Raw genomic sequence first — 23,353 nt, forward strand, 5'->3', positions numbered from 1 at the left:
CCCTTTTCTTTTGCAAGCGCAGCCGCCATAGTTCGGAAAACGTGAAGGGGATACGAATCATGGCGCTCAAGGTCGAGCTGAAGCCCGGTGAAAAACTGATCGTGGGCAGTTGCGTGATCACCAATTCCGACCAGCGCACCCGTCTGTTCATCGAGGGCAAGGCGCCCATCCTGCGCGAAAAGGACATCCTGTCGGCAGCCACCGCCGACACGCCCGCCAAGGCCATCTATCTCGCCATCCAGATCATGTATGTGGAGGGCAATGTCGACAAGCTCACCAGGAGCTATTTCGAGCTCATCAACGAAATGGTCCGCGCTGCGCCGTCCACTTTGCCTTATGTCGACGCTATAAATAATGAGATATTAACCGGCGATCTCTACAAGGCTCTCAGGGCCGCTAAAAAGCTTATCGAATACGAAGGGGAGTTGCTGGGGCATGCAACATCAGGGGGCGCTCGCATACCAGAGGACCGCGCAACAGACAGCGAGTCCCAGAGATCTTGAGGCCAATCTTCTGGCCCGCCTTGCCTCCCGTCTGCAGAACATCCGCGACACCTGGCCCGAGCACTATGACCAGCTCGAAGAAACCCTCAACAAGAACCGCAAGGTGTGGTCGATCTTCGTCCAGGCTGTGACCCGCGACGACAGCCCCCTGCCCCAACCCATCCGCCAGAACATCGCCAATCTGGGCATCTTCGTCATGGGCCAGACCTATGAGCTGCTCGCCGGCGCCGACCCCGCCAAGCTCGACGCGCTCATCAACATCAACCGTCAGATTTCAGCGGGCCTGCGCGGAAACGGCTGAGCGCCCTCAACGCCGATACGAAAAAGCCCCGGTCGATGCCGGGGCTTTGTTTTTGGAACCCTTTCGAATACCTACTCGGCAGGGCCATCCTGCCGACCATCGTTGCGGGTGACATAGAGCCCGAAAATTCCGATGCCGCCGAGCACGAGCAATATCCAGAGGTACATAAAAAGCGTTTCCATCATTTCATTCCCTCAGTCTTTCCAGAACACCACGCGCCAGCAAATGTAGCACAACCGCCAGCACTATACCAAATAGGCTCAGTGACACTATATTCCAAATGTCTTGGGCCGGCATGGTTCCCAAAGCCGTGCTGACCAGCGGCCCGATCAGGGAAATCGTGACAGTCCCGGCTGCGACAGCATTCATGAAACTGGCCGTCAGTTTGGCTTTTTCATTTGAAACAAGACTCATAATCCGCCCGCAGCTTGAGCACCAATTCTGGCCGCTCTACTTTCACCCCGCCCTAAAGATAATTCACCAGCGTCAATTGGCTGGCCATCGCCGTGGCCTGATAGCTGGCCTCAAGCTGTGTCTGGAGCGTGAGCAGCATCATGGCCACCTCCTCCTTTGGCGCTTCGGAGATTTCGGCAAGCATGGTCTCAAGCTGTGAGCCATACTGCGAATGGCGCTCCTTGACGGTGTTGACCGTCGAGGCGGCGATGCCCAGTTCCATCGTGATCACTTCGATCGAGCCGGGCTGGGAATTGTTGTCTTCTGAAAGCCGTGAGCGCTGAATGTCGACAAGTGCGTCGTAACGGGCGGCATTGTCCTCGTCGAGCGGTGAAAGCTCGGACACCGAGAACACCGCCAATCCCTTGATCAGTTCGACGAACCCCGATTCATTGGCCTGAACGCCGTACTGGGTCTTTGTGTTCTCGTCGATATTGGCCGAGACGGTCTGGCGGGGATTGGTGCTGTCCTGGCCATTGTACCATACATTGGCATCGGGATCCTGGGCCTCGCCCATGCCGTTGAAGAACCCGTCGGCAGCCGCATAGGTCGAAGATGAGCGCAGATCGGTCCTGGTCAGCGCTGCGAGCTTGTCGGAAATCGCCGTATTGAGATTGGCCGCCGTTTCCTCGGCGTCGGCCCCGATGGCAAAGCCATCCGCCGGAACCGGATCGGTATCGGTGGCCGTGAAGGTGAAATACTGAACCGTATCGCGGTCATGGGGCAAGGTGAGCCCGATGGTTATGGTATCCCCGTCGGCCGGCACAGCGTCCATTGTGGCCGATAGGACCTGCTCGGCGTCGGGCGCCAGAATATCCACCGGCCCCGCCGAAGCGGTCATTGCCGTGCCGGTCGTGGTCACCGAAGCGATCTTGAATCCGTATTCGTGATCGCCATCCTCGGTCAGGGTGATCGTGTCGGTGGCAAGAACCTGGTCGATCCGGCCTGAATTGCCCGCGATCGTCCCCATGTCCTCGTCATTGCGGTTCTGGGTGTAGCGCACGAACCCGTTCGGCCCGTTCATGATCTCATCGAAGCTCGAAACCGGCTTGGTGTCGGACTTGTTGCCCCCGAAAATGAACTGCCCGGTAATATCTGTATTGAGGACGTCTATGACTTCCTTGAGCAGGTTGGTCGCCTGGTTGCGCGCGCTTGTGAGATTTATACCGTCGGTGCCATAGGCGTTGGGCACCGCCAGGGCCCGCGCGGACTCCTCGATCTCGTCGAGCCGCTCCAACCCATTGGTGTAAAAGCTCATCCGGTTCTCGACTGTCAGGATGTTGGACTGATAGCCCTCGATCCGCGACAGGCGGTTGCGCAAATTGATGTCGTGCACCCGTTCGCTGCCCATCTCGGCGAGCGTGTTGTACTTGTTGCCGCTCGCCAGTTGCAGTTGGAGGCTCTCGAGCTTCTTGTGCATCGAGGTGATGGTCGAGAGCGTCGATGACACCGGATAAAGCGATTTGTTGATGATCGTCATGAGACCTCACATAGCCAGCAGGGCATCGATCAGTTCCTGGACCGTCGAAACCACGCGCGCGCTTGCCGAATAGGCGTTCTGGAGTTGCATCAGCCCCGCCATCTCCTCGTCCACGTTCACGCCGTATTCGGCATCCATGCGCGTCGTGATCGAAGACAGCGTATAGCTGACGGCCGAGCTTTCCGACTGGGCCTTGGAAACCACATTGCCCTGATGATTGATCATCTGGCCGATGAGGTCGGTGACCTTGCCCGAGAGCCGCACGCCACCATCGGAAAGCGCGGTCATCTTGTCGGAAACGAATTCCATCGATTTGAGATTGTCGAGCAGGAATTCGGGCCGCGTCGCATCGCCCAGCGACACCCCGCTCGCAAACTGCACCATAAGCGCCGGATCGGAGATCAGCGCCGTGTTGATCGATATCCGCCCGGCAAATCCGCGCTTCTGGCCATTGCCGTCGAGCGAATTGGTAAAGGCCGCGTCGCGGCTGTCGACGAACAGGTTGAGCGCGCCGACCCCGTCCTGCGTCCCGGTCACGCTGATACTTGAGGACATGGCGCGCATGTCCGCGCTGTCTATGGAGAGAACGCCGCCCGCGTCGGTGATGACCGCGCCCCCCGGCAATTCGCCGGCCAGTGCTGCCGCAATCGCCGCTGCGGGATCGCCGCCCGAAATATCGACGCCGATCACCCGCTCACCGCTGGCATTGGGCGAGGCGAGCGGCAGATTGGCGGCGTCGCCCATGGCAACGACCCGTATCGTACGGTCGGTCGTTCCGTCATTGTAGCTGATGGCAACCGAATTGCCCGGCTGCATGCCGGAAAGATCGAGCTCGTAAAGGTCCGGCGTCAGTTCGTCGGGTTCCGCCACGCTATTGACGGTATTCATCGCCTGGGCGAGCCCTGCGGCGATCTCGTCGAGCTGGTCCTGCATGTTGACGAGGGTCGTGTCGCGCAGCTCCAGCAGCCCCGCAAGGCGCCCCGAGGACAGCAATTCCTGCCCGGCCAGGTCGACCTGCAACCCTGAAGGGGTGCGCAGGGTCAATTCGCCGACCCCGTTCTTGGCCGGATCGGGATCGAACAGCGAGGTCGAATTGAGCCCGCCCCCCGAGCGGAAGCCGAACTGGGAGGCTTCGACATCGAGAATGCCGACCCCGCTTTCCGTCATCAGCGCGACGGTGCCGTCGGTGCGATAGGTGGCGCGCACGTCGACAAGTTCGGAAATCGACGCCACCAGCCGGTCGCGTTCGTCCATGAGCGAAAGCCGCGCCTGCTGGTCCTGCGAAATGTCGAGGATGCGCACATTGACATCGGCCAGCGCGTTGAGCTGCCGGTTGAGCTCGGAGACCCCGTTGGAAATCTGCTGCTCGGCCTCCACGCGCATTTCCTGCACGGCGCCGGTCAGGGTGTTGAGCTGTTCGACGAGCTGCTGGGCCGAATTGAGCACGCCGGCCCGTGTCGTCACGTCATTGGGGTTGGTGACCAGCGCCTGCATCGCGTTCTCGAACCCCGCATAGAGCGTATCGAGGGAGTTGGCATCGCCCGGCTTGCCAAGATGCATCTGCAGCCGGTCGAGGAAGCTGGTGCGAACATCGTGATAGCTGGCCGAGGAGACAGCCGCCAGATGCTGCTTTTCCAGTGCTTCGTTGAAAGCCCGGCTGAGCGTCGAGGCGCGAACCTGCGCGCTCGTGCCATAGGCCGTCTCTTCGATGACGATGGACTGCCGGTGATAGCCCGGCATCCCCTGATTGGCGATGTTGCGCGAAACGACATCGATGCCACGCTGACTGGCATTCATGCCCCCCAGTGCATTCGATAGCGTCGAACTCAATCCCATCGCTTAAACTCCATAACAGTCTTGCCGCAGCGTTGCCGGGCTGGTCAGGGTGGAGCGAGAAAGGTGGCTTTCGGGAACCGGAGCGGAGCGTACTTTAAGGTACGTGAGCACCGGAAGCGCAGAAAGCCGCCTTTCGCAGCCCGCCCTCACCGGCCCACTATCTAATCATGTTGAGGGCTTCTTGGAGCATTTCATCGGACGTCGAGACGATGCGTGTGCCCGCCGAATAGGCCTGCTGGGTGACGATCAGCTTGGTGAACTCCTCGGAAATGTCTGTGTTCGAGGATTCAAGGGCGCCGCCGGTGATACCGCCATCGGTTGAAAGGATCGCCTCGCCCGACGCCGCCGTTGCCGAATAGATGCCGCCGTCGAGCCGCTTCATCTGGTTCTCGGCGTTGAAATTGGCCGTCACGAGCTGGAAGATCTCGATCTGCTCGCCATTGGAATAGGTGGCGACCACCCGGCCATTGTCGTTGATGGCAACCGACATGAACGAGCCGGCCGGATATCCGTTCTGGTTGAGCGTCGAGACCGCGGCCCGGCCATTGGCATTGTCGAACTGGGTCAGCCCGCCGGCGCCGAGATCGAGTTCGACATCACCCACCACCGTGCCGTTGATGGTGAGATTGGGCAATTCGAGCCGCAACGGCTCGCTGAGCGAGACCGACGATCCGCCCTGGGTTTGCAGGACACCGTCCTCGAAGGTAAATTCGCCATCGGGGACCTCTGCCCAGGTCTGCGGTTCACTGTTGCTCATGTAGTAGAGCCGCCAGGTATCGGGCTCGTTGGACACCTTGCCCCAGCGCATCTGTACGTTCACCGAGGCGCCATTGGGCGCATAGACGGTGATGGCGCCGCCTTCGACCGAGCGCGCCACGAAGTCGTTATTGGTCTCGGGCGCGTCTGGAGCGGGCTGCGAGACGATGCCGGCGATGGTGCCGGTGCCGCCGATGGCGATGTCGTGATTTGTGTCGTCGGCCACGATCTGCAGCCGTCCTTCGGAATCCAGGGACGCAGAGGCGCCCGCAACCGAGGAATTGACCCAATCGACAAGATCCTGAAGCGTCGTTCCGTCAACGCCCTCCTCGAAGGTCTCGACGGCCCCACCACCGACCGAGATGGTGAACTGGTCGCTTGCCGCCCAGCCAAAGCCCGGCGCCGCGCCCTGCAGCGTCTCGGTGCCGTCAAGGTCGCCATCGTCCGAGAGCGTCGTGGCGAAATCGGCAGCCAGGCCGACGGCCGGCGTATCGGGCAGGTTGACCTCGTAGTCGATGCGCTGGGTTGCCTTGGCCGGGATCAACCCGTTGGAAACCTGCACCATCTGGGGCACCGAGCCGGCGACATTGCCCGTGGTGGCATCGATGGGCACGCCCTTGAGATAATAGCCGGCGCCGTTGCGCAGATAACCCTCGCGGTCCATCTCGAAGTCGCCGCGCCGCGTGTAATAATTCGCGTCGCCGAACACCGAGGTCCCGTCGGTCGTGCCGGTCTTTTCAGCGACAACGAAAAAGCCCGAGCCGTTCAGCGCAACATGGGTGCCGGTCGAGGAGGTGATGATGTCGCCACGCACATCGTTGGTCGAGCGCGAATAGGCGAGCACCGCCCCAGGCTTCTGCCGACCCACCGCCGCATCGGGGATCAGGTCGATGAAGCCGGTTTCCATGCGCTTGTAGCCGGTGGTCTGCGAATTGGCGATGTTGCCCGAGATATTCTCGAGCGCGAACGACTGCGCCGCCATGCCGGTCACGGCCGTCGACAATGCCCCATAGATACCCATTTTACTCTCCGTCGTACCAGCGACCCCAATAGCGATCGCGACAGCCCCAAACATCTGCACGCCAAGCACGCGCATTCGCAAAGAGATGATGCAAGGGGAGTGCCAGACTCCAAGAGCATTGATTTTATTGGCTTTTATTCAGAAGGATGGATGGCAAAGACCGGATTTCCGGGAAATTTCCGCCGCCCACCCGGCAAATTTTTCCTCTTGGCTGCCCCCACCCACCGCCGTCATCCCGGGCGAAGACCCGGGACCCAGTAACCGGCAGCGCCGGTGCTTTTTTCTCTGGCGTGGAGTGTACTGGACCCCGGATCGGGTCCGGGGTGACAGACCGAGGTCTTGGGGCATCCCCAGCGAATGACTGGACGCCCGTCTTATAAGAATCTAAGCAGTCAGCCCTATAGGATTTTCGTAAGTTTGCCCGGGACCCGCCCCATGCTGTTTGCCTCCGCCGATCAATTCCGCGCCCTCCCCCGCAAGGCCGTCACGGTCTTCGGCATGGCCGGCGTGGGCAAGACGCGTCTGGGCAACATATTGCGCCGCGCCGACTGGTTTCATTTCTCGGTCGATTTCCGCATCGGCACGCGGCACATGGGCGAATACATCGTCGACAATTTCAAGCGCGAGGCGATGAAGGTCCCTTTCCTTGCCGACCTGCTGCGCTCGGATTCAATCTCGATCCAGTCCAACATTTCCTTCGACAATCTCGACCCGCTCTCGAGCTATCTCGGCACGCCGGGCAATCCGGCCAAGGGCGGGCTGACCTTTTCCGAATACCAGCGCCGTCAGGAACAGCACCGCGTGGCCGAAATCTACGCCCTGCTCGACGTTCCCTATTTCATCGAGCGCGCCAAGGCGCTCTATGGTTATGACGATTTCCTGTGCGACACCGGCGGTTCGCTGATCGAGGTGCTCGACCCGCACAATCCCGAAGATCCTGTGGTCAAGGCTTTGACCGACACCACAGCCCTGCTCTACCTGCGCGGCACCGAGGGCGATGCCCAGCGCCTGATCGACAGGTACAAGGCCAACCCCAAACCCATGTACTACCCGCCCGATTTCCTCGTTGCCAAATGGGACGAGTTCAAGCGCGAAAACGGCGTCACCCACGATGACGACGTCGATCCCGACGCATTCGGCGTGTGGGGCTTCGAGGCCCTGCTGCGCGACCGGCTCCCGCGCTATCAGGCGCTTGCCGACAATTTCGGCTATCAGGTCGACGCGTCCGAGCTTTCCGACGTGCGCGACGAAAAGGATTTCATGGAGCTCATGTGCAGGGCCATCGCCAATCGTCTGGCGGTGGCCGCATCCTAGAGGGTTTCCAGGATAAGTGGACACCACTTATCCGTTTCGGAAACGCGACAGACTAAGATCAATAGGGCCGCACTTATATAAGAGTTCACTGAAAGACATCCGAAAATGCCAATCCGCATTCCCGACCAGTTGCCGGCGCGAAAAACTCTCGAAACCGAGGGCGTCGTGGTCATGGACCAGTCCCGTTCCGCCCGGCAGGACATCCGCCCGCTGCAATTCGGCCTGCTCAACCTGATGCCCAACAAGCAGCGCACCGAAACCCAGTTCGCGCGCCTCATCGCCTCCACCCCGCTCCAGATCGATCTGACGCTGGTCCGGGTTGCCGATCCCCTGTCCAAAAGCACGCCCGAGGACTACCTCCAGAACTTCTATTCCACCTGGGAAGACGTCCGCGCGAAAAAGTTCGACGGCTTCGTGGTCACCGGCGCCCCCATCGCCAACATGCCGTTCGAGGACGTGCGCTACTGGCCCGAAATGCTTGAAATCATGGACTGGACGCAAACCAACGTCCACCACACCATGTTCATCTGCTGGGGCGCCCAGGCCGCGCTGCACCATTTGCACGGCGTCAAACGCTACCGCATGGAGCATAAGGCGTTCGGGGTCTATCGCCACAAGGTGCTCGACACCCGCCACCCCTTCCTGCGCGGCTTTTCCGACGATCTGGCCGTCCCCGTGTCGCGCTACAACGACATCGACCGTCAAAGCCTTTCGCCCGATCTCGACATCCTCATCGACAGCGACGAGGTCGGCATCTGCATGCTCGACGACCGCAAATACCGCGCCGCCTACATGCTCAACCACCTCGAATACGACAACACATCGCTGGCCGACGAATATCATCGCGACATCGAAGCCGGGCTCGACACGCCCCTGCCGGTCAACCTGTTCCCCGGCAACGACCCGTCCAGAATGCCCGAAAACCGCTGGCGCAGCCACGCCCACCTGCTGTTCCAGAACTGGATCAACGAGATCTACCAGACAACGCCGTATGAATTGGAGAAGGTCGGCACGGGCGAGTGGTAAGCAGACTGCAAGCGCTCAAGGCCCCCTCACCCGTCGCTGCGCGCCGACCTCTCCCCCAAAGGGAGAGGTAAGAATACCGCTAGCGCCGGGAACCACCTCTCCCTTAGGGGAGAGGTCGGATGGCGCAGCCAGACGGGTGAGGGGGCCTTGAGCCCTAGCCTAGCTCCCCGTCAAAGCCGAAGCCTCGGCTCACTCCAGCCCCGCCGCCTTGCGCAGCGCCGCATTGATCCGCTCCTGCCAGCCCGGGCCGTCATCCTGGAAATGCTCGAGCACGTCGCGATCGATGCGCAGCGAGACCATTTCCTTGCCTTGGGGAATGGGGTTGGTCTTTGGCTTTGGCGCTTCGTCAGCCTTGGTGGTCGCGGCCCTGAACAGCGCTTCGGCACGCTCCTTGCCGCTGGTCGGCCGGCGCGGGGTATAGGCCATCATGGTCACCATGCTGTGCAAAATGAATGACCCGGCCAGGAGGTGGAATCTCCGACCGGGCCAAAGCCCCCGATCGGCGAAGATCGAAGACGCCGCATCGATAATCCAGACCGGCCCCAAGGGCAAGCGATATCGCGCCAACACCTCTCTTGCATTCTCCCCCACACCCCCTACCTTCACTCCGAACCCGCCGGAGACCTCTTTTTGCCCAGCCTGCCCACCACCATCGCCGACGAACTGGGCATCGCCCTTGGCAATCTCGCCGATGCGGCGACCGGAACCGTCACCCCAACCCTGCGGCTCGGCGTCACCGGCCTGTCGCGGGCCGGCAAGACCATCTTCATCACCGCGCTGATCCACAATCTCTTGACCGGAGCCCGCCTCCCCGGCTTTGCGCCCATGGCCGAAGGCCGGCTGATCGGCGCGCGGCTGGCCGAGCACCCCGACAACGCCACGCCCCGTTTCGCCTATGAAAACCACCTTGCCGCCCTCATGGGCACGCCCCCGGTCTGGCCCGAAAGCACGCGCCGCATCTCCCAATTGCGCCTCACCCTGCGCTACCAGTCGGCAAGCTGGATCAAATCGCAGTTCGGCACATCGACCCTCAATCTCGACATCGTCGATTATCCCGGCGAATGGCTGCTCGACCTGCCGCTTCTGACCAAATCCTATGCCCAATGGAGCGAGGAGGCCCTGTCCCTCGCCAACCGCCCCGCCCGCGCCCAGGAGGCAAAACCGTTTCTCGACGCGCTCGGATCGTTCGATCCCGCCCGTGAAGCCGACGACGCGGCCGCCGAAACCCTCGCCACCGCCTTCACCGCCTATTTGCGCGCCTCAAAAGGCGACGCCCGCGCGCTCTCCACGCTCCCGCCGGGCCGCTTTCTGATGCCCGGCGATCTCGAAGGCTCCCCGGCTCTCACCTTCGCGCCCCTGCCCGCACCGGCCGCAACACCGCGCCATTCGAGCCTTTATGCAATGCTCGAGCGCCGCTACGAGGCTTATAAATCCGTCGTCGTGCGCCCCTTCTTCCGCGATCATTTCGCCCGGCTCGACCGCCAGATCGTGCTTGTCGATGCCCTGCGCGCCCTCAACGCCGGCCCCGAAGCGGTGGCCGATCTCGAAACGGCGCTCACTTCGGTGCTGTCCTGCTTCCGGCAGGGTTCGTCCAATCCGATTTCGCGGCTCTTCACCCGCAAGATCGACCGCATCCTGTTCGCCGCCACCAAGGCCGATCTCTTGCACCACACCTCCCACGCCCGGCTCGAAACCATCCTCAACCGCCTCGTCGCCAACGCCTCGCGCCGCGCCAAATTCCACGGCGCCGAAACCCGCTCTCTGGCCATCGCCGCCATCCGCGCCACCCACGAGGGCAGTGTCAAACATGGAGGCGAAACGCTGCCCACCATCATCGGCACCCCAGAAAACGGCCAGCGCCTCGGCGAAACCACCTATGATGGCAAAACCGAAATCGCCTTGTTTCCCGGTGACTTGCCCGAGAACCCCGATTCACTTTTCAAATCGGTTGACTCAACACCTGAGCTCAACTTCCTGCGCTTCTTGCCCCCAAAAACCCTCTCGCCGAGCCAGACCGGAGACCCCGTGTTCCCCCATATCCGCCTCGACCGCGCGCTGGATTTTCTCATCGGGGACAAAATGGCATGAGAGAGCCCCGCGCCATCCCCACGCAAACCCGCACCGATCATTCCACGGCCCGCAGCCCGCGCGCCTTTGAGACCACGCTGGCCGAACCGGCCCCCGATGTTTTCGAGGCGACGCCCGAGGATCTTGCCGATACCGACGTGGCGCCCACCCTCAAACGTCGTGGCCGCTTCTGGCGCAACCTGGCCCTGTGGACCGGCGGCACTCTGGTTTCGCTCGGCCTGGGGCTGGCCGCCGACCGGCTGATCCGCGATCTGTTCGCTGCCTACGATTGGCTGGGCTGGTTCGGGCTCGGCGTGCTTGGCGTGTTTATCGCCGCCCTGTCGGTCCTCACCATCCGCGAACTGATCGGACTGGCGCGGTTGCGCACAATGGACAGGCTGCGCGACAAGGCAGCCTCGGCCTTGATCGCCGACGACCTGCCCGCCGCGCAAGCAATCGTTGCAGACCTCGACGGGCTTTACGCGCACCGCGCCGATCTGGCCCGCGCCCGCACCGGGCTCAAATCCGATGCCGCATCGATCCTTGACGGCGCCGAACTGATCCTGACCGCGGAGCGCACGCTCATGGCACCGCTCGATGCCCGCGCCCGCGCGCTCACCGCATCGAGCGCCCGCCGCGTCGCGCTGGTCACGGCGGTCGCGCCACGCGCCCTGATCGATATCGCCTTCGTCGTGTTCGAGAGTTTTCGCCTCGCCCGCAATCTCGCCGATCTCTACGGCGCCCGGCCGGGCTTTTTCGGCTTTATCCGGCTGATGGGGGCCATCGTGGCCCATCTCGCCGTTACCGGTGGGCTGGTGCTGACCGATGGGGTCGTTGAGCAATTGATCGGCCATGGCGTGGCCGCCAAGCTCTCGGCCCGTCTGGGCGAAGGCGTGCTCAACGGGCTGATGACGGTCAGGGTCGGCATTGCCGCGATCAAGCTGGTCCGCCCCCTGCCCTTTGCCGCCCGCACTTCGCCAGTGGTTTCCGACTTCGTTGCCGATCTGGGCAAGGTGGCGGCCACAAAATAAAGGGCAGCGCCGAAGCGCTGCCCAAAAGGCCTGGAAAGAAAAGCGCTCTTATTCGGCGTCTTCTTCCTCGACGTCACCCTCGGTCACGCCGTCGTCCATTTCCCCGTCATCCGAACCACCGGTTACCGGACCGTCCACAAGGCCGGCTTCAACGCAGTCGTCGCGGGTGATTGTCGAAAGATCGATGGTCGAGGTCGACAATTCTTCGGTGGAACTCGGTGCTTCATCGACCGAATCCGCCTGGGTCTCCTCGCCCAGCGTCATGCAGTATTCCTCGACATAGGGCCAGTCTTCTGCGCCGACGGTGACGCCGCCGATTTCCTGAGCCATTGCAGGCGCGGCAAGGCCAGCCGTGAGAGCGATCGAAGCAAAAAGAGCGGTGCGTTTCATGGTTTTTCTCCATTGGTTCTTATCGGCTGTATTGAAAACAGCCAGATATTATAACGCCTTGAATGCCGAACGATCCGTTGTACGGGCCGGCGGCTCGGCGTTGCAGAACCAATGCGCTCATGCGCCGGAGGTTGCAGCCTCAAATTTGATCATTTTAGGGCGTCGATGTGGCGAAGCGCCATCTCGGGTCCAGCAAGACCGCCTCATCCAGCAAAAAGGGCGGCTCCTTTGGAACCGCCCTTTTTTCATCTTTTGCAATGGCGTTTCCGATCAGATCAGGCCCGCGTTCTGACAGTCGCTCTGGCTGATGGAAGCCAGGTTCACATTCGGAGTAGAAAGCTCGGCCACGGCCGAAGGCTCGGTGTCGAAAGCGTCGGACACTGAAAGGCCGTCGAGGTCTTCACAGTATTCGGCCACATATGACCATTCCTGGTCCGAAACGGTGATCGTGCCGATGGTGTTGGCCATTGCCGGAGCGGCAAAGCCGGCGGCAACGATTGCGAAGGAGGCGAGAAGGGCATTGAGCTTCATTTTAAGTATCCTTGTCTTGAATGTCCCTCATTGGAGACAAAACAAGAGATAGGCTCTCCCGCGCCGATTTCCAGATTAAATATGTTAGTTTTTTGTCATTTGATGACGACGGGCGTCACACTTGAAATGTGACGCGGCGGCCCGCCCCCGAACTGCGGGACTTTCGCCCGATCCGGGTCCATCGGCCAACATGGTTAAATTTTAGCAATCCGAGTTCCGGGGCAATTGGCATCCCACCAAATAAGAACCCGGCCTTGCCAACCCACAATCTGTCACCCCCGGCAAGGATCAGGGGTCCAGCATACTCGATGCCCGAGACCAGAGCGCATCCAGGATACTGAAATGCTCTAGGCGCCAGCTCGCCCGGTTACTGGATCCCGGCGCGAGGCCGGGATGTCATGAGCGCAAGAAAACCGCGTCGGCCTACGGCTTGAGCACGATATAGGCGGCTGCGCCCGCCATCGCGCCGGCCGCGCCGCGATTGAGGGCCTTGAGCGCGCGCGGATTGCGCAGGAAGTCGCGCGCCTTGGCGGCCAGCGCCACATACGGCACGACAACCAGATAAAGCACGATGATGGTGGTAAGGACCAACCCCACGAACCGCTCGGGGGTAACCTCCTGCAGGTCGACAACGGAGGGCAGCAGCGCCATATAGAAAATGATGGTCTTGGGATTGCCCAGCGTCACCGAATAGCCGCCCAGCATCGAGGCCAGCGCACCGCTGCCCTTGCCGCTCTCGACCTTTTCCGGATCGATCCCGGCCCGCCAGAAGCTCCAGGCGAGATAGGCCAGGTACGCGGCGCCGAAAATCTTGATGACAACGAAAACGCCCGAAAACGCCGCCGCGACCGCAGCCAGCCCCAACACCGCCAGCGTCAGATAGGTCAGGTCACCCAGCACCAGCCCCGTGCCGAACCACACCGCCGGCCGGAACCCCGACCCAAGGGCCTTGCCCACCGCCGCCGCGATCCCCGGACCGGGAATGGCTGCGGCGATTGCCAGCGCGATTGCATAGGGGAGATAGTCAAGAAGGCTCATGGCAGAAATCCGGGTTGTCGGTCAGATCAGAGCCCGCTCATACACCGGCGCGCCGGAACCTCAAAGCACCACTTGCTACCGATTTCAGGCTGCCTCGTCCTGCCGCGCGGAATCCGCAAGCGTAACCTTGAGCCCGTCCAGCTCCTCGCTCATCAGGATCTGGCACGACAGGCGCGAATTGGCCTCGTAATCGGCGACCGTATCGAGCATATCCTCTTCCTCGTCGGTCGGCGGGTTGAGCTTGTCCTGCCATTCGGCATCGACGAACACATGGCAGGTGGCGCAGGCGCAAGACCCGCCGCATTCGGCCTTGATGTTGAGCCCCCAGTCCCGGATCACTTCCATCACCCGCCAGCCCTCAAGGGCTTCGAGCTCGTGTTCGGTCCCATCCTGGTCGGTGACGAATATCCGCATTGTGAGGTCCTGTTCGCGTGAGGTCGTTAGGTCCCTGGCTTGGCCCGGATGAGTCGAAAATGGTGATGCCCGAGAACCGGAGCGGAGCGTATTAAAAATACGTGAGCACCGGAAGCGCAGGTCATTGCCATTTGCAGACCATCCCGGTCAAGCCACGCCGAGTTTCTTTTGGAGTTGGGTAGACGAGGTCGTGTACTGGAAAATCACCTTCTGATCGGGATGCACGATCTTCTTGGCGGCCTGCGCCATCAGCGCGCCTTCGTGGAAGCCAGAAAGGATCAGTTTCAATTTCCCCGGATACCAGTTGATATCGCCGATGGCGAAAATCCCGGGCTCGCTGGTCTCGAATTTTTCGGTATCGACCTTGATGAGCGCGTTGTCGTGCAGATCCAGTCCCCAATCGGCGACCGGGCCAAGCTTCATGGTCAGGCCAAAGAAGGGCAGCAGGCGGGTGGCGGGCACGCCAAGCTCGCCGCCGGCGGTCTTGAGATAGACCTCTTTGAGCTGCCCATTCTCGCCTTCGAGACGCCCGAGCTGGCCGGTAATGAAGTTGATCCGGCCCTCTTCGACCAGCGCGCGCATCTTGTTGACGCTGTCGGCATGGCCGCGGAACTGGTCGCGGCGGTGAACAAGGGTCAAAGACCGCGCCAGCGGTTCGAGGTTCAGCGTCCAGTCGAGCGCCGAGTCACCGCCGCCCACGATGACGATGTCCTGATCGCGGAAATCCTCCATCTTGCGCACGGCGTAAAACACCGACTTGCCCTCGTATTGTTCAACGTCCTCGACCGGGGGCCGCTTGGGCTGGAACGAGCCACCGCCCGCCGCGATCACCACAACCTTGGTGATGAACACTTCGCCGGCATCCGTCGTCAGGCGGAAGGTGCCGTCCTCGAGCTTTTCGACATTGGCCACCATCTGCGAGAAATGGAACTCCGCCCCGAAGGGCTGGATCTGTTTCATCAGATTGTCGGTCAGCCCCTGCCCCGAAATCTCGGGGAACGCGGGAATGTCGTAGATCGGCTTTTCGGGATAGAGCTCGGCGCACTGCCCGCCGGCGCGATCGAGAATATCGATGACCTGGCATTTGAGGTCGACCAGACCCAACTCGAACACGGCAAACAGGCCCACTGGGCCCGCGCCAATAATCACGACATCGGTGACGATTTCATTTCCGCTCATGGATAAAGGAGTCCTGGTCTTTGCTGCGCTTCCAAGTTCGCGCTTGGGATATATATATGACGCCAACTGTCAAGTATGGATCAAACGGATGGGCGCCGGAGGAAGGGCCGCGTCCCGGCGGGAATTTCAACGCGGGCCCCGACCGGCTGGTAATAGCGCGATACCTCGGCCAGCGCATCTTTTTCCAGCGCCACGCGAGTGGGGCCGTTGACGACGACGAAGGCATCGATGCCGCAGCGGCGCATGAAGGGGATCTGGTCGGTCAGGATATCGCCCACCGCCCGTAACTCGCCTTCGTATCCATAGCGCTCACGCAACAGCCGCGCGCTCGAATAGCCGCGCCCGTCGGTGAAGGCGGGGAAATTGATGGCAATCGAGGAGAACCGGCCAAGATCGTCGGCGACGTCCTCGACCTTTTCTCCCGGGCTCACCAGCAACCCGATCGGGTGCGGGCTGGCCAGGAAGACTTCGCGGTTCTCGACGAACACGGTGAGCGGCACATGGGTATAGCGCACATCGGCCGCCACATCGCCTTCGGCCCACAGCCGCCAGGGATCGGCCTTGAACGCCCCGTCCTTATAGAGAGTCAAAGAAGATTGGCTCACCGGTTTCGCGATGCTCCCATTGAAATCGAAATGAATGCCGCACTCACGCTTGTCGCGCCCGCGCCAACGGCCGGCCCGGGGGTCTTCCCCGTCCGCCACGGCGCTGGTGCACGGAGCACAGCCTATGGATTTGTACCCGCGCTCGAACAGAGGATGCTCGGGCAGCCCATGGGTCGCCTTGTACGCGTCAATGTCCTCATGGGTAAAGTAGGCCAATGGATTGACCTTGATGCGATCGTCGCTCGTCAGTTCGAAATGCGGCAGCACGCCACGCTCGGCGGTCTGGAACCGCTTGCGCCCCGTCACCCAGCCGCCATAGCCCTCGAGCACCTTTTCGAGCGGTTCGGTCTTGCGGATATGGCAGCACGAATCCGGGTCGTTCTCCCACAGCGTGCCGTCGGGATCGAAGCGTTTGAGGTCAGCGCTGTCGGGATGCAGCGTGATTACATTGGTCAGCCCCAGCGTCGATTTGAGCGTTTCCACATAATCGAGCGTCTCGGCAAAATGCTTGCCCGTCTCGAGGAAATAGACCGGCAGGTTCTTGTCGACCTGGCTCACCAGATGCAAAAGCACCGCCGAATCCGCCCCGAATGAGGACACCATGGCGATCTCGCCCGGCAGCAATTCCTCCACCGCCTGACGCAGCACGCCCTCGGCGTCCATCTCGTCGAACATGCCGTTGAGCGAGAGGATACCGAGCTGGCGCAACTTGTCCTGCTTGGGTTCGGCAGCGGTGATGATCGGGCTAGCCATTGCCATATAGGGCCTCCTTGAACGGCCCGTCCCCCAGCCGCCGATAGGCTGAAATGAACGTCTCGTCCTCTGTCGTGCGCTGGGCGATATAGGCATCGACCAGCCGCTCGATGGCGCCCGGAACCTCTTCGGCGACGAATCCCGGGCCCAAAATCTTGCCCACCGACGCCTCTTCGGTGCCGTCACCGCCCACGGTGATCTGGTAAAGCTCTGTGCCCTTCTTCTCGACGCCAAGAATGCCGATATGGCCCACATGGTGATGCCCGCAGGCATTGATGCAGCCCGAAATCTTGATCTTGAGCTTGCCGATTTCCTTCTGCCGGTCGGGCGCCGCAAAACGCCGCGAAATGTCCTGCGCAATCGGGATCGAACGCGCATTGGCCAGCGCACAGAAATCGAGCCCCGGGCAGGTGATCATGTCGGTGATTTCACCCGAATTGGCGTCCGCCAGTCCCGCCTCGACCAGCCCGTCATAGACCGCCCGCAGATCATTAAGCGCCACATGCGGCAGAACCAAATTCTGCTCATGGGTCACCCGCACCTCGTCGAACGAATAGCGCTCGGCCAGGTCCGCCACCGCTTCCATCTGTTCGGCCGTCGCATCGCCCGGCGCCCCGCCGATGGGTTTGAGTGAAATCGTGATCGAGGTATAGCCCGACCGCGCATGGGGAAACGTGTTGTTCTCCAGAAACCGCCCATAGGCCGGATCGAGAATCTTTTCCCGCTCCACATCGATCGAAACCACGCCATGGTCCTTATAGGCCGGCTGCGCGAAATAGGCGTTGATCCGGTCCAGTTCGGCCTCGGGCAGCGTCAGCACCCCGCCGCGCACATGGGAGAATTCCTCCTCCACCTGCGCCTTGATGGTTTCCAGCCCCTCCTCGTGCACGAGGATCTTGATGCGCGCCTTGTACTTGTTGTCCCGACGCCCATAGCGGTTATAGACCCGCAGAATGGATTCGAGATAGGCCAGCAGATGCTCGTGCGGCACGAACCCGTTAATGAGCTTGCCGATCATCGGCGTGCGTCCCAGCCCGCCCCCGACATAGACCGCCCAGCCGATTTCGCCCGACCCGTTGGTCTGCGCCATCAGCCCGATATCGTGAAATTTCACCGCCGCCCGGTCGTTGGGCGCGCCGGTGATGGCGATCTTGAACTTGCGCGGCAGGAAGGTGAATTCCGGGTGCAGGCTAGACCATTGCCGGATGATCTCGGCCACCGGACGCGGATCGATGATCTCGTCGGCGGCAGCGCCCGCAAACTGATCGGTCGTCACATTCCGAATGCAATTGCCCGATGTCTGGATGGCGTGCATCTCGACGCTGGCCAGATCGGCAAGGATTTCGGGAATATCGCGCAGTTTGGGCCAATTATACTGGATGTTCTGCCGCGTCGTGAAATGCCCGTACCCGCGATCGTATTTGCGCGCGATATGGCCCAGCATCCGCATCTGCTTTGAACTCAGCGTGCCATAGGGCACCGCAACCCGCAGCATATAGGCGTGAAGCTGGAGATAGAGCCCGTTCATCAGCCTTAGCGGCCGGAACTGGTCTTCGGTCAATTCGCCTGAAATGCGGCGGCGGACCTGGTCTGAAAACTGCTCGACGCGCTCGGAAACAAACGCGGAGTCAAATTCGTCATATCGATACATGTTCGTCCTCGCCCAGATGCTGGCGGTCAAAGCGCGGCGCCGTCGGCCCTTCCGACCTTATGCGCTCGCGGATGCGGTTGGCGTGGATCACGCCGTTGATCGTTTCGACGTCCTCGGTCTCAAGGCTCAGGATTCGCCCGGTCGCCTTGGTCCCCGCCATCGCGGCCTCGAGCGCCTCGGTCTCGTCCTTGCCAAACACCCGCGCGGCCTGAATGTCCTCGACCCACTTGCCATTGGCGTCCAGATATACAGTCGCCCCGGAGAGCAGTTCATTGCCTGTGAGGATTTTCGTCATTTCACTCAATACGTTACAGAAACCATCGGATTCATTTTAGAGGCGACATCTGGACGACATTCGACAGCGCTGCCCAACCCAACCACCGTCATCCTCGGGCTCGACCCGGGGATCCGCCGCGCCGCCACTGTACGCAGCAGAAGTGTGTCGCACGGCTGGTGCCGCGAATACCGTCTGCGCCAGCGGTGCCACTGCAGATTGCCGGGTCAAGCCCGACAATGACGCTACGATTGAAACGCCAAGCGCAATCGCCATCACGCCACCCGCTCCGCCTGCGCCGCAATCGCCTCGGCCTGTGCCCAATCGCCCGCGGCCACCGCTTCGCCGATAAAGATGATCGCCGGCCCATCGGCAAAATCGATTGCGCCCGACGCCAGCCCGCCCACAGTTCCCGCGTAAAGCGCCTTGTCGGCCCGCCCGGCATTGACCACGATCCCCACTGGCACCGCGCCCGAAAGCCCCTGCGCCATGAGATCGCCGGCCACCTGCCCGGCAATCGACTTGCCCATGTAAAGCCCCAGCGTCAGACCCGACTGTGCCAGCGAGGCCCAATGGGCGAGGTCGGAATTGTCCGCGCCATGCGCCGTGGCGAAAACGAACCCCGAGGACACCTTGCGCAGCGTCACCGGCGTTGCCGTATCGGCTGCCGCTGCCAGCGCCGATGTGACGCCCGGCACTATGGAATAGGCGATCCCCGCCTTGCGCAGCGCCGCGATTTCCTCGCCGGCCCGCCCGAACACCATCGGATCGCCCGATTTGAGCCGCGCCACCTTCTTGCCTTCACCCGCCAGTCTCACGATCAGCGTATTGATCTGGGCCTGCGAAAACGAGTGATGTCCTTTGGCCTTGCCCACCGAAATCCGGTCGGCATCGCGCCGACCCATTTCGACGACAGCGGAGGGCACCAACTGGTCGTGAACGATAACGTCCGCTTCCTGCAACAGGCGCTGCGCGCGCAGCGTCAGCAGATCCTCTGCCCCCGGCCCGGCCCCGATCAGCCACACCAGGCCATTGCCCGATGCCGCACCGGCATGTTCGGCCAGCAGCGCATCGGCCCGCGCCTCGCCCTCTCCGGCGGCAAGCGCACCTTCGATTCCCGGCGCCGTCACCAGCGCCTCGTAATAGCGCCGCCGCGCCACCCCATCGGAAAGCAATCCAGCAACCTTGTCGCGCATCGATCCGGCCAGCCGCGCAATATCGCCAAGCCGGGGCGAAAGCATCGCCTCGATTTTCGCCCGCACCAGCCGCGCCAGCACCGGCGCATCGCCTTCGGACGAAATGGCAATCGAGATCGGCGCCCGGTCCACGATGGCCGGGGTGAAGAAATCGCAGTTTTCGGGAACATCCACCTCGTTGACCGGCACACCGGCAGCCCGCGCCAGCGTCAAAGCCCGCGCGCCATCCGGCCCATGATCGGCCACAAAGGCCAGCGCCGCATTGGCAAAATCTTCAGCTTCGACCGACCGCGCAACCAGCGTGACATCCAGCCCGGAAAAATCGGCCTCGAACTCAGGAGCGAACAGCACCACTTCCGCGCTGGTCTTGACCGCCAGCCGCGCCTTGGCCAGGGCTTCCTCATCACCGCCCACAATGACGATGCGCCGCCCTTTGACGGCGACCGAGATCGGGAATGTGTTAAGCCGTGCCACGGGTGAGGTTCTCCTGGCGCAAACGGGATCGGGTTCAGTTTTTTGGAACTGGCGGCGGGATCGGGAGGACACGCGCACAGCCAAACATGCGCAAAATTAAGGGTTTCCGGCCCATACAGCAAGCGCAAGAACCGCGTTCGGTGACTTATTTCCCTCGACTGCAACCGCTTGGAACACCGCGCGCGGCCAAGGTCGCAATGCGCGAATAAATTTCCCTCTCCCAACCGCCATTAAAAACACGACTCGCGCGCTGGAGAATAACCAAAAGCCCCCCTCAGGGAGAGGTGAGAACCCGCAAGCACCCAGCTTCACCTCTCCCTTGGGGGAGAGGTCGGGTGGCGAAGCCAGACGGGTGAGGGGGCCTTCCCTTTATGCACAGCCGGTGCTTATCCCCACCATCGCGGCAAGAAAAAACCCTCGCCCCTCCGGGGAGAGCGTGCCCGGCAGGGCGGTGAGGGGGGCAGCTCGGCCAAAAGCACCAGGGGGAGAGAAAGGCGACTGCCGCCCTGTCACCGCGCTGACATACCCCTGTCACGCCCCTGTAAACCGCCGACCGTACAGCCATCCCATCTCTTCCCGATGGAGACTGGACGCAATGATTCCCTCCCCCAAGACCCGTTTTCTGGCCGGCCTTCTCGCCGCCACAGCCCTTTTCGCCCCCATCCCCGCCATGGCCCAGGCAGATCGGGCCGACGAGCGCCTGTTGACCGACCCCTTCCTGCAGCTTCCCACCGAAGACGGCGTCCACGTCGTCTGGTTCACCGAATTTGAAGGCGAAGATCACGCTGTCATTATGGGCGAACGTGAATTTGCCGCCGAGACCATGAAAATGAGCCGGCTGGCTGAAGACAACCAGTCCTGGGTCGGCACCCAGAATGGCGACGGCTCGGTCTATCCCGCCACCGCCGCCCGCGACGTGTGGCGCCACCAGGCCTATGTGGACGACCTCACGGCCGGCGAGCGGGCGCCCTATTTCGTGCGCTCGACCGACACCGGTGGCGAGACCGTCGAAAGCCGGGAATTTTCCCTCGCCCCGCTGCCCGCCGAAGGTCAGCCCCTGCGCATCCTTTTGACTTCCGATCATCAGCTCAAGCCGATGACGCCCACCAACATGCAAAAGATCGCCGAAAATGTCGGCGAACTCGATGCCGTGTTCTTTTCCGGCGATCTCCAGAACATCCCGGACCGCGCGTCGGAATGGTTCGACGACAATCGCGGCTTTGCCTTTTTCCCCGGCCTTCAGGGCCACGCCGCCTATGCGCTGGCCCAGTCGCGCACCGAGGGCGATATCACCTTTGACACCACGACCACCTATCACGGCGGCGAAATCATCCAGAACGCCCCGCTGTTCCCGGTCATCGGCAACCACGAAGTGATGGGCCGCTACAATCCCGCCGCCACGCTGGGCAGCCAATTCAACGACCCGCGTCCCCGCGCCGTCGCCGAAGCGCTCTACGAGGCCAATGCCGACCTCTATAATCCGTCGGGCGACGCGCAAATCCGCGAACAGTGGATCGCCGACAATTCGTTCAACACCACCACCTATGAGGAAATCTTCACCCTACCGTCCGACGGCCCCGGTGAAGAGACCTACTACGCCATCCGCTATGGCGATGTGTTCATGATCGGGCTTTACGGCACCCGCATCTGGCGCTCCCCCTCGCAGGGTGAAGGCGTTCGCGGCAAATACCGTGAGGCGGCAGCCGACCTCGACACCCCCGACAATTGGGGATGGGGCGAATTCATCTTCGAGGATATGGCCGAAGGCTCCGAGCAGTATGACTGGCTGGTTTCCGTGCTCGAAAGCGAGGAATTCAAGTCGGCTCCGGTCAAGCTCGCGCTCATGCACCACCCGTCACACGGCATGGGCGACAATTCCATTCCCGCCTACGCCAACCCCGAACAGATCCTCGACTATGACGACGCGGGGCGCCTTTCCGGCGTGCGCTACGACTACCCGGTCGATGCCGATATGTTCGTCAACCACGTCGAACCGCTGCTGTCGGACGCCGGCGTTCAGCTCGTCCACACCGGCCATTCCCATGTCTGGTATCGCTTCGTGAACCCGGCCGGCATGAACATCCTGGAAACTTCAAATGTCGGCAACAATTACGGTTGCTACGTCGAAGGCCACCAAGCCCGCGGCAACGCACCCTCGGGGTTTGACTACGACCCCGCCGACTACGCCGTCACCGGCGATCCGCACGGCTACGAACCCATCATGCCGACCGAGTTTTCGCCCATGACCAATGCGTCCTCGGGCGAAGACCTCCCCTGCATCGCCAGCAACGAGCTGACAGCGTTCTCGGTCCTCGAAACCGGCGCGGACGGCACGACCGTCAGCTCCTACGTCTTCGACACCACCGACCCGCAAGGCGAAGTCGAACTCTTCGACAGGTTCGAACTGAACTGATTGCCTCTGCTAAAAAAAGGCCCCGCCTCGGCGGGGCTTTTTACGTTCCGCCTCGCAGGCTAGAGCAAGTCCGGAAAAGTGGGAACCGGTTTTCCGATAAGACTTGCGATGAAACAAAAGGTTAGATCGTGTCAGCGATTCAATGAAACGCTGACGCGATCTAGGCGGGCTTTGCGACCTTCGCTTCCCCGGCGAAAGCCGGGGCCCATGGAAGCTTCGTCAAGCGCAAGTTCCCCGGGCCATGCTGCTGGACCCCGGTTTTCGCCGGGGCAGCGATGGAGAGGGCGGAAATCGTTCTGATAGACCTTGGCCCGCCCTACCCTTGGCGGCTCGGCACGTTCACGACCAGCCCGTCCAGATCATCCCGAATCTTGATCTGGCACGAGAGCCGGCTGGTGTCTTTGACGTCGAAGGCGAAATCGAGCATGTCCTCTTCCATCGAGGACGGTCCGCCTGTCACTCCGAACCATTCCTCCTCCACATAGACATGACACGTCGCGCAGGTGCACGCCCCGCCGCATTCCGCCACGATGCCGCGCACCCCGTTGCGGATCGCCGTCTCCATGAGCGTTGCGCCATTTTCCGCTTCCACTTCGCGGCGCGCGCCATCGGGTTCAACGAACGTGATCATAGGCATAAAAGGATGC

22 protein-coding genes are annotated in these 23,353 nt (G+C 61.8%); 7 read left to right on the top strand and 15 right to left on the bottom strand.

From position 1 onward, the window contains the following. Positions 1 to 59: 59 nt before the first annotated feature. Both flbT and flaF read left to right on the top strand, forming a co-directional pair. Positions 60 to 503 carry a flagellar biosynthesis repressor FlbT gene (flbT, locus tag KKY_RS09110; protein WP_014131037.1) on the top strand — a complete coding sequence of 148 codons (444 nt, stop codon included), beginning with the start codon at positions 60 to 62 and terminating at the stop codon, positions 501 to 503. Beyond that, the gene (gene flaF / locus KKY_RS09115) at positions 436 to 804 is read left to right on the top strand and encodes a flagellar biosynthesis regulator FlaF (RefSeq protein WP_041528670.1); all 369 of its coding nucleotides are present in this window, start codon (positions 436 to 438) and stop codon (positions 802 to 804) included. The genes flbT and flaF overlap by 68 nt, the downstream gene beginning before the upstream one ends. 186 nt (positions 805 to 990) lie before the next feature. On the opposite strand, the gene KKY_RS09120 is transcribed toward flaF, so the two are convergent. From KKY_RS09120 to KKY_RS09135, 4 genes are all read right to left on the bottom strand, one after another. Continuing rightward, positions 991 to 1,218 (bottom strand): hypothetical protein, encoded by a 228-nt coding sequence (locus KKY_RS09120; RefSeq protein WP_041528671.1) that lies wholly within the window; start codon positions 1,216 to 1,218, stop codon positions 991 to 993. Positions 1,219 to 1,270: 52 nt separating this feature from the next. Further along, positions 1,271 to 2,737 (bottom strand): flagellin N-terminal helical domain-containing protein, encoded by a 1,467-nt coding sequence (locus KKY_RS09125; protein ID WP_014131040.1) that lies wholly within the window; start codon positions 2,735 to 2,737, stop codon positions 1,271 to 1,273. Between the two features lie 6 nt (positions 2,738 to 2,743). Further along, entirely contained in the window at positions 2,744 to 4,573 is a 1,830-nt protein-coding gene (gene flgK / locus KKY_RS09130; protein WP_014131041.1) for a flagellar hook-associated protein FlgK, read from the bottom strand. Between the two features lie 157 nt (positions 4,574 to 4,730). Beyond that, the gene (locus KKY_RS09135) at positions 4,731 to 6,350 is read right to left on the bottom strand and encodes a flagellar hook protein FlgE (RefSeq protein ID WP_014131042.1); all 1,620 of its coding nucleotides are present in this window, start codon (positions 6,348 to 6,350) and stop codon (positions 4,731 to 4,733) included. Between the two features lie 435 nt (positions 6,351 to 6,785). Here KKY_RS09135 and KKY_RS09140 point away from each other — a divergent pair, with 435 nt between their 5' ends. Together KKY_RS09140 and KKY_RS09145 are read left to right on the top strand one after the other, a co-directional pair. Further along, complete coding sequence (locus KKY_RS09140) at positions 6,786 to 7,664, top strand: hypothetical protein (RefSeq protein ID WP_014131044.1); 879 nt, start codon at positions 6,786 to 6,788, stop codon at positions 7,662 to 7,664. Between the two features lie 105 nt (positions 7,665 to 7,769). Then, positions 7,770 to 8,690: a homoserine O-succinyltransferase gene (locus tag KKY_RS09145; protein WP_014131045.1), complete on the top strand. Its 921-nt coding sequence runs from the start codon at positions 7,770 to 7,772 to the stop codon at positions 8,688 to 8,690. 189 nt (positions 8,691 to 8,879) lie between these two features. On the opposite strand, the gene KKY_RS09150 is transcribed toward KKY_RS09145, so the two are convergent. Beyond that, entirely contained in the window at positions 8,880 to 9,116 is a 237-nt protein-coding gene (locus KKY_RS09150) for a BrnA antitoxin family protein (RefSeq protein WP_041529278.1), read from the bottom strand. Positions 9,117 to 9,320: 204 nt separating this feature from the next. On the opposite strand from KKY_RS09150, the gene KKY_RS09155 reads away from it, so the two are divergent. Then, positions 9,321 to 10,778 (top strand): YcjX family GTP-binding protein, encoded by a 1,458-nt coding sequence (locus tag KKY_RS09155; protein ID WP_014131047.1) that lies wholly within the window; start codon positions 9,321 to 9,323, stop codon positions 10,776 to 10,778. Then, positions 10,775 to 11,788, top strand: a complete 1,014-nt coding sequence (locus KKY_RS09160) for a YcjF family protein (RefSeq protein ID WP_014131048.1) — start codon at positions 10,775 to 10,777, stop codon at positions 11,786 to 11,788. The genes KKY_RS09155 and KKY_RS09160 overlap by 4 nt, the downstream gene beginning before the upstream one ends. 48 nt (positions 11,789 to 11,836) lie before the next feature. On the opposite strand, the gene KKY_RS09165 is transcribed toward KKY_RS09160, so the two are convergent. The 9 genes from KKY_RS09165 to cysG form a co-directional block, all read right to left on the bottom strand. Continuing rightward, entirely contained in the window at positions 11,837 to 12,178 is a 342-nt protein-coding gene (locus KKY_RS09165; RefSeq protein ID WP_014131049.1) for a hypothetical protein, read from the bottom strand. A gap of 270 nt (positions 12,179 to 12,448) precedes the next feature. Next, the gene (locus KKY_RS09170) at positions 12,449 to 12,709 is read right to left on the bottom strand and encodes a hypothetical protein (protein ID WP_014131050.1); all 261 of its coding nucleotides are present in this window, start codon (positions 12,707 to 12,709) and stop codon (positions 12,449 to 12,451) included. 423 nt (positions 12,710 to 13,132) lie between these two features. Next, positions 13,133 to 13,747, bottom strand: coding sequence for a LysE family translocator (locus KKY_RS09175; RefSeq protein WP_014131051.1), 615 nt, complete (start codon positions 13,745 to 13,747; stop codon positions 13,133 to 13,135). 84 nt (positions 13,748 to 13,831) lie between these two features. Beyond that, positions 13,832 to 14,161, bottom strand: coding sequence for a 2Fe-2S iron-sulfur cluster-binding protein (locus tag KKY_RS09180; RefSeq protein ID WP_014131052.1), 330 nt, complete (start codon positions 14,159 to 14,161; stop codon positions 13,832 to 13,834). A 147-nt stretch (positions 14,162 to 14,308) separates the two neighbouring features. Beyond that, on the bottom strand, positions 14,309 to 15,340 hold the full coding sequence (locus KKY_RS09185) for an NAD(P)/FAD-dependent oxidoreductase (RefSeq protein WP_014131053.1): 1,032 nt from the start codon (positions 15,338 to 15,340) through the stop codon (positions 14,309 to 14,311). A gap of 80 nt (positions 15,341 to 15,420) precedes the next feature. After that, positions 15,421 to 16,704 carry a phosphoadenylyl-sulfate reductase gene (locus KKY_RS20700; protein WP_014131054.1) on the bottom strand — a complete coding sequence of 428 codons (1,284 nt, stop codon included), beginning with the start codon at positions 16,702 to 16,704 and terminating at the stop codon, positions 15,421 to 15,423. Then, complete coding sequence (locus tag KKY_RS09195; protein ID WP_014131055.1) at positions 16,691 to 18,349, bottom strand: nitrite/sulfite reductase; 1,659 nt, start codon at positions 18,347 to 18,349, stop codon at positions 16,691 to 16,693. The genes KKY_RS20700 and KKY_RS09195 overlap by 14 nt, the downstream gene beginning before the upstream one ends. Continuing rightward, positions 18,336 to 18,644, bottom strand: coding sequence for a DUF2849 domain-containing protein (locus KKY_RS09200; protein WP_014131056.1), 309 nt, complete (start codon positions 18,642 to 18,644; stop codon positions 18,336 to 18,338). The genes KKY_RS09195 and KKY_RS09200 overlap by 14 nt, the downstream gene beginning before the upstream one ends. Before the next feature lie 254 nt (positions 18,645 to 18,898). Then, the gene (gene cysG, locus KKY_RS09205; RefSeq protein WP_014131057.1) at positions 18,899 to 20,293 is read right to left on the bottom strand and encodes a siroheme synthase CysG; all 1,395 of its coding nucleotides are present in this window, start codon (positions 20,291 to 20,293) and stop codon (positions 18,899 to 18,901) included. A gap of 595 nt (positions 20,294 to 20,888) precedes the next feature. Between cysG and KKY_RS09210 the strand changes: the two genes are divergently transcribed. Then, positions 20,889 to 22,706, top strand: a complete 1,818-nt coding sequence (locus KKY_RS09210) for a metallophosphoesterase (protein WP_014131059.1) — start codon at positions 20,889 to 20,891, stop codon at positions 22,704 to 22,706. A 316-nt stretch (positions 22,707 to 23,022) separates the two neighbouring features. Here KKY_RS09210 and KKY_RS09215 read toward each other — a convergent pair whose 3' ends face one another. Then, positions 23,023 to 23,343 carry a 2Fe-2S iron-sulfur cluster-binding protein gene (locus tag KKY_RS09215; protein ID WP_041528673.1) on the bottom strand — a complete coding sequence of 107 codons (321 nt, stop codon included), beginning with the start codon at positions 23,341 to 23,343 and terminating at the stop codon, positions 23,023 to 23,025. Positions 23,344 to 23,353: the final 10 nt, after the last annotated feature.

The organism is Pelagibacterium halotolerans B2, assembly GCF_000230555.1.
Lineage (GTDB): Bacteria > Pseudomonadota > Alphaproteobacteria > Rhizobiales > Devosiaceae > Pelagibacterium > Pelagibacterium halotolerans.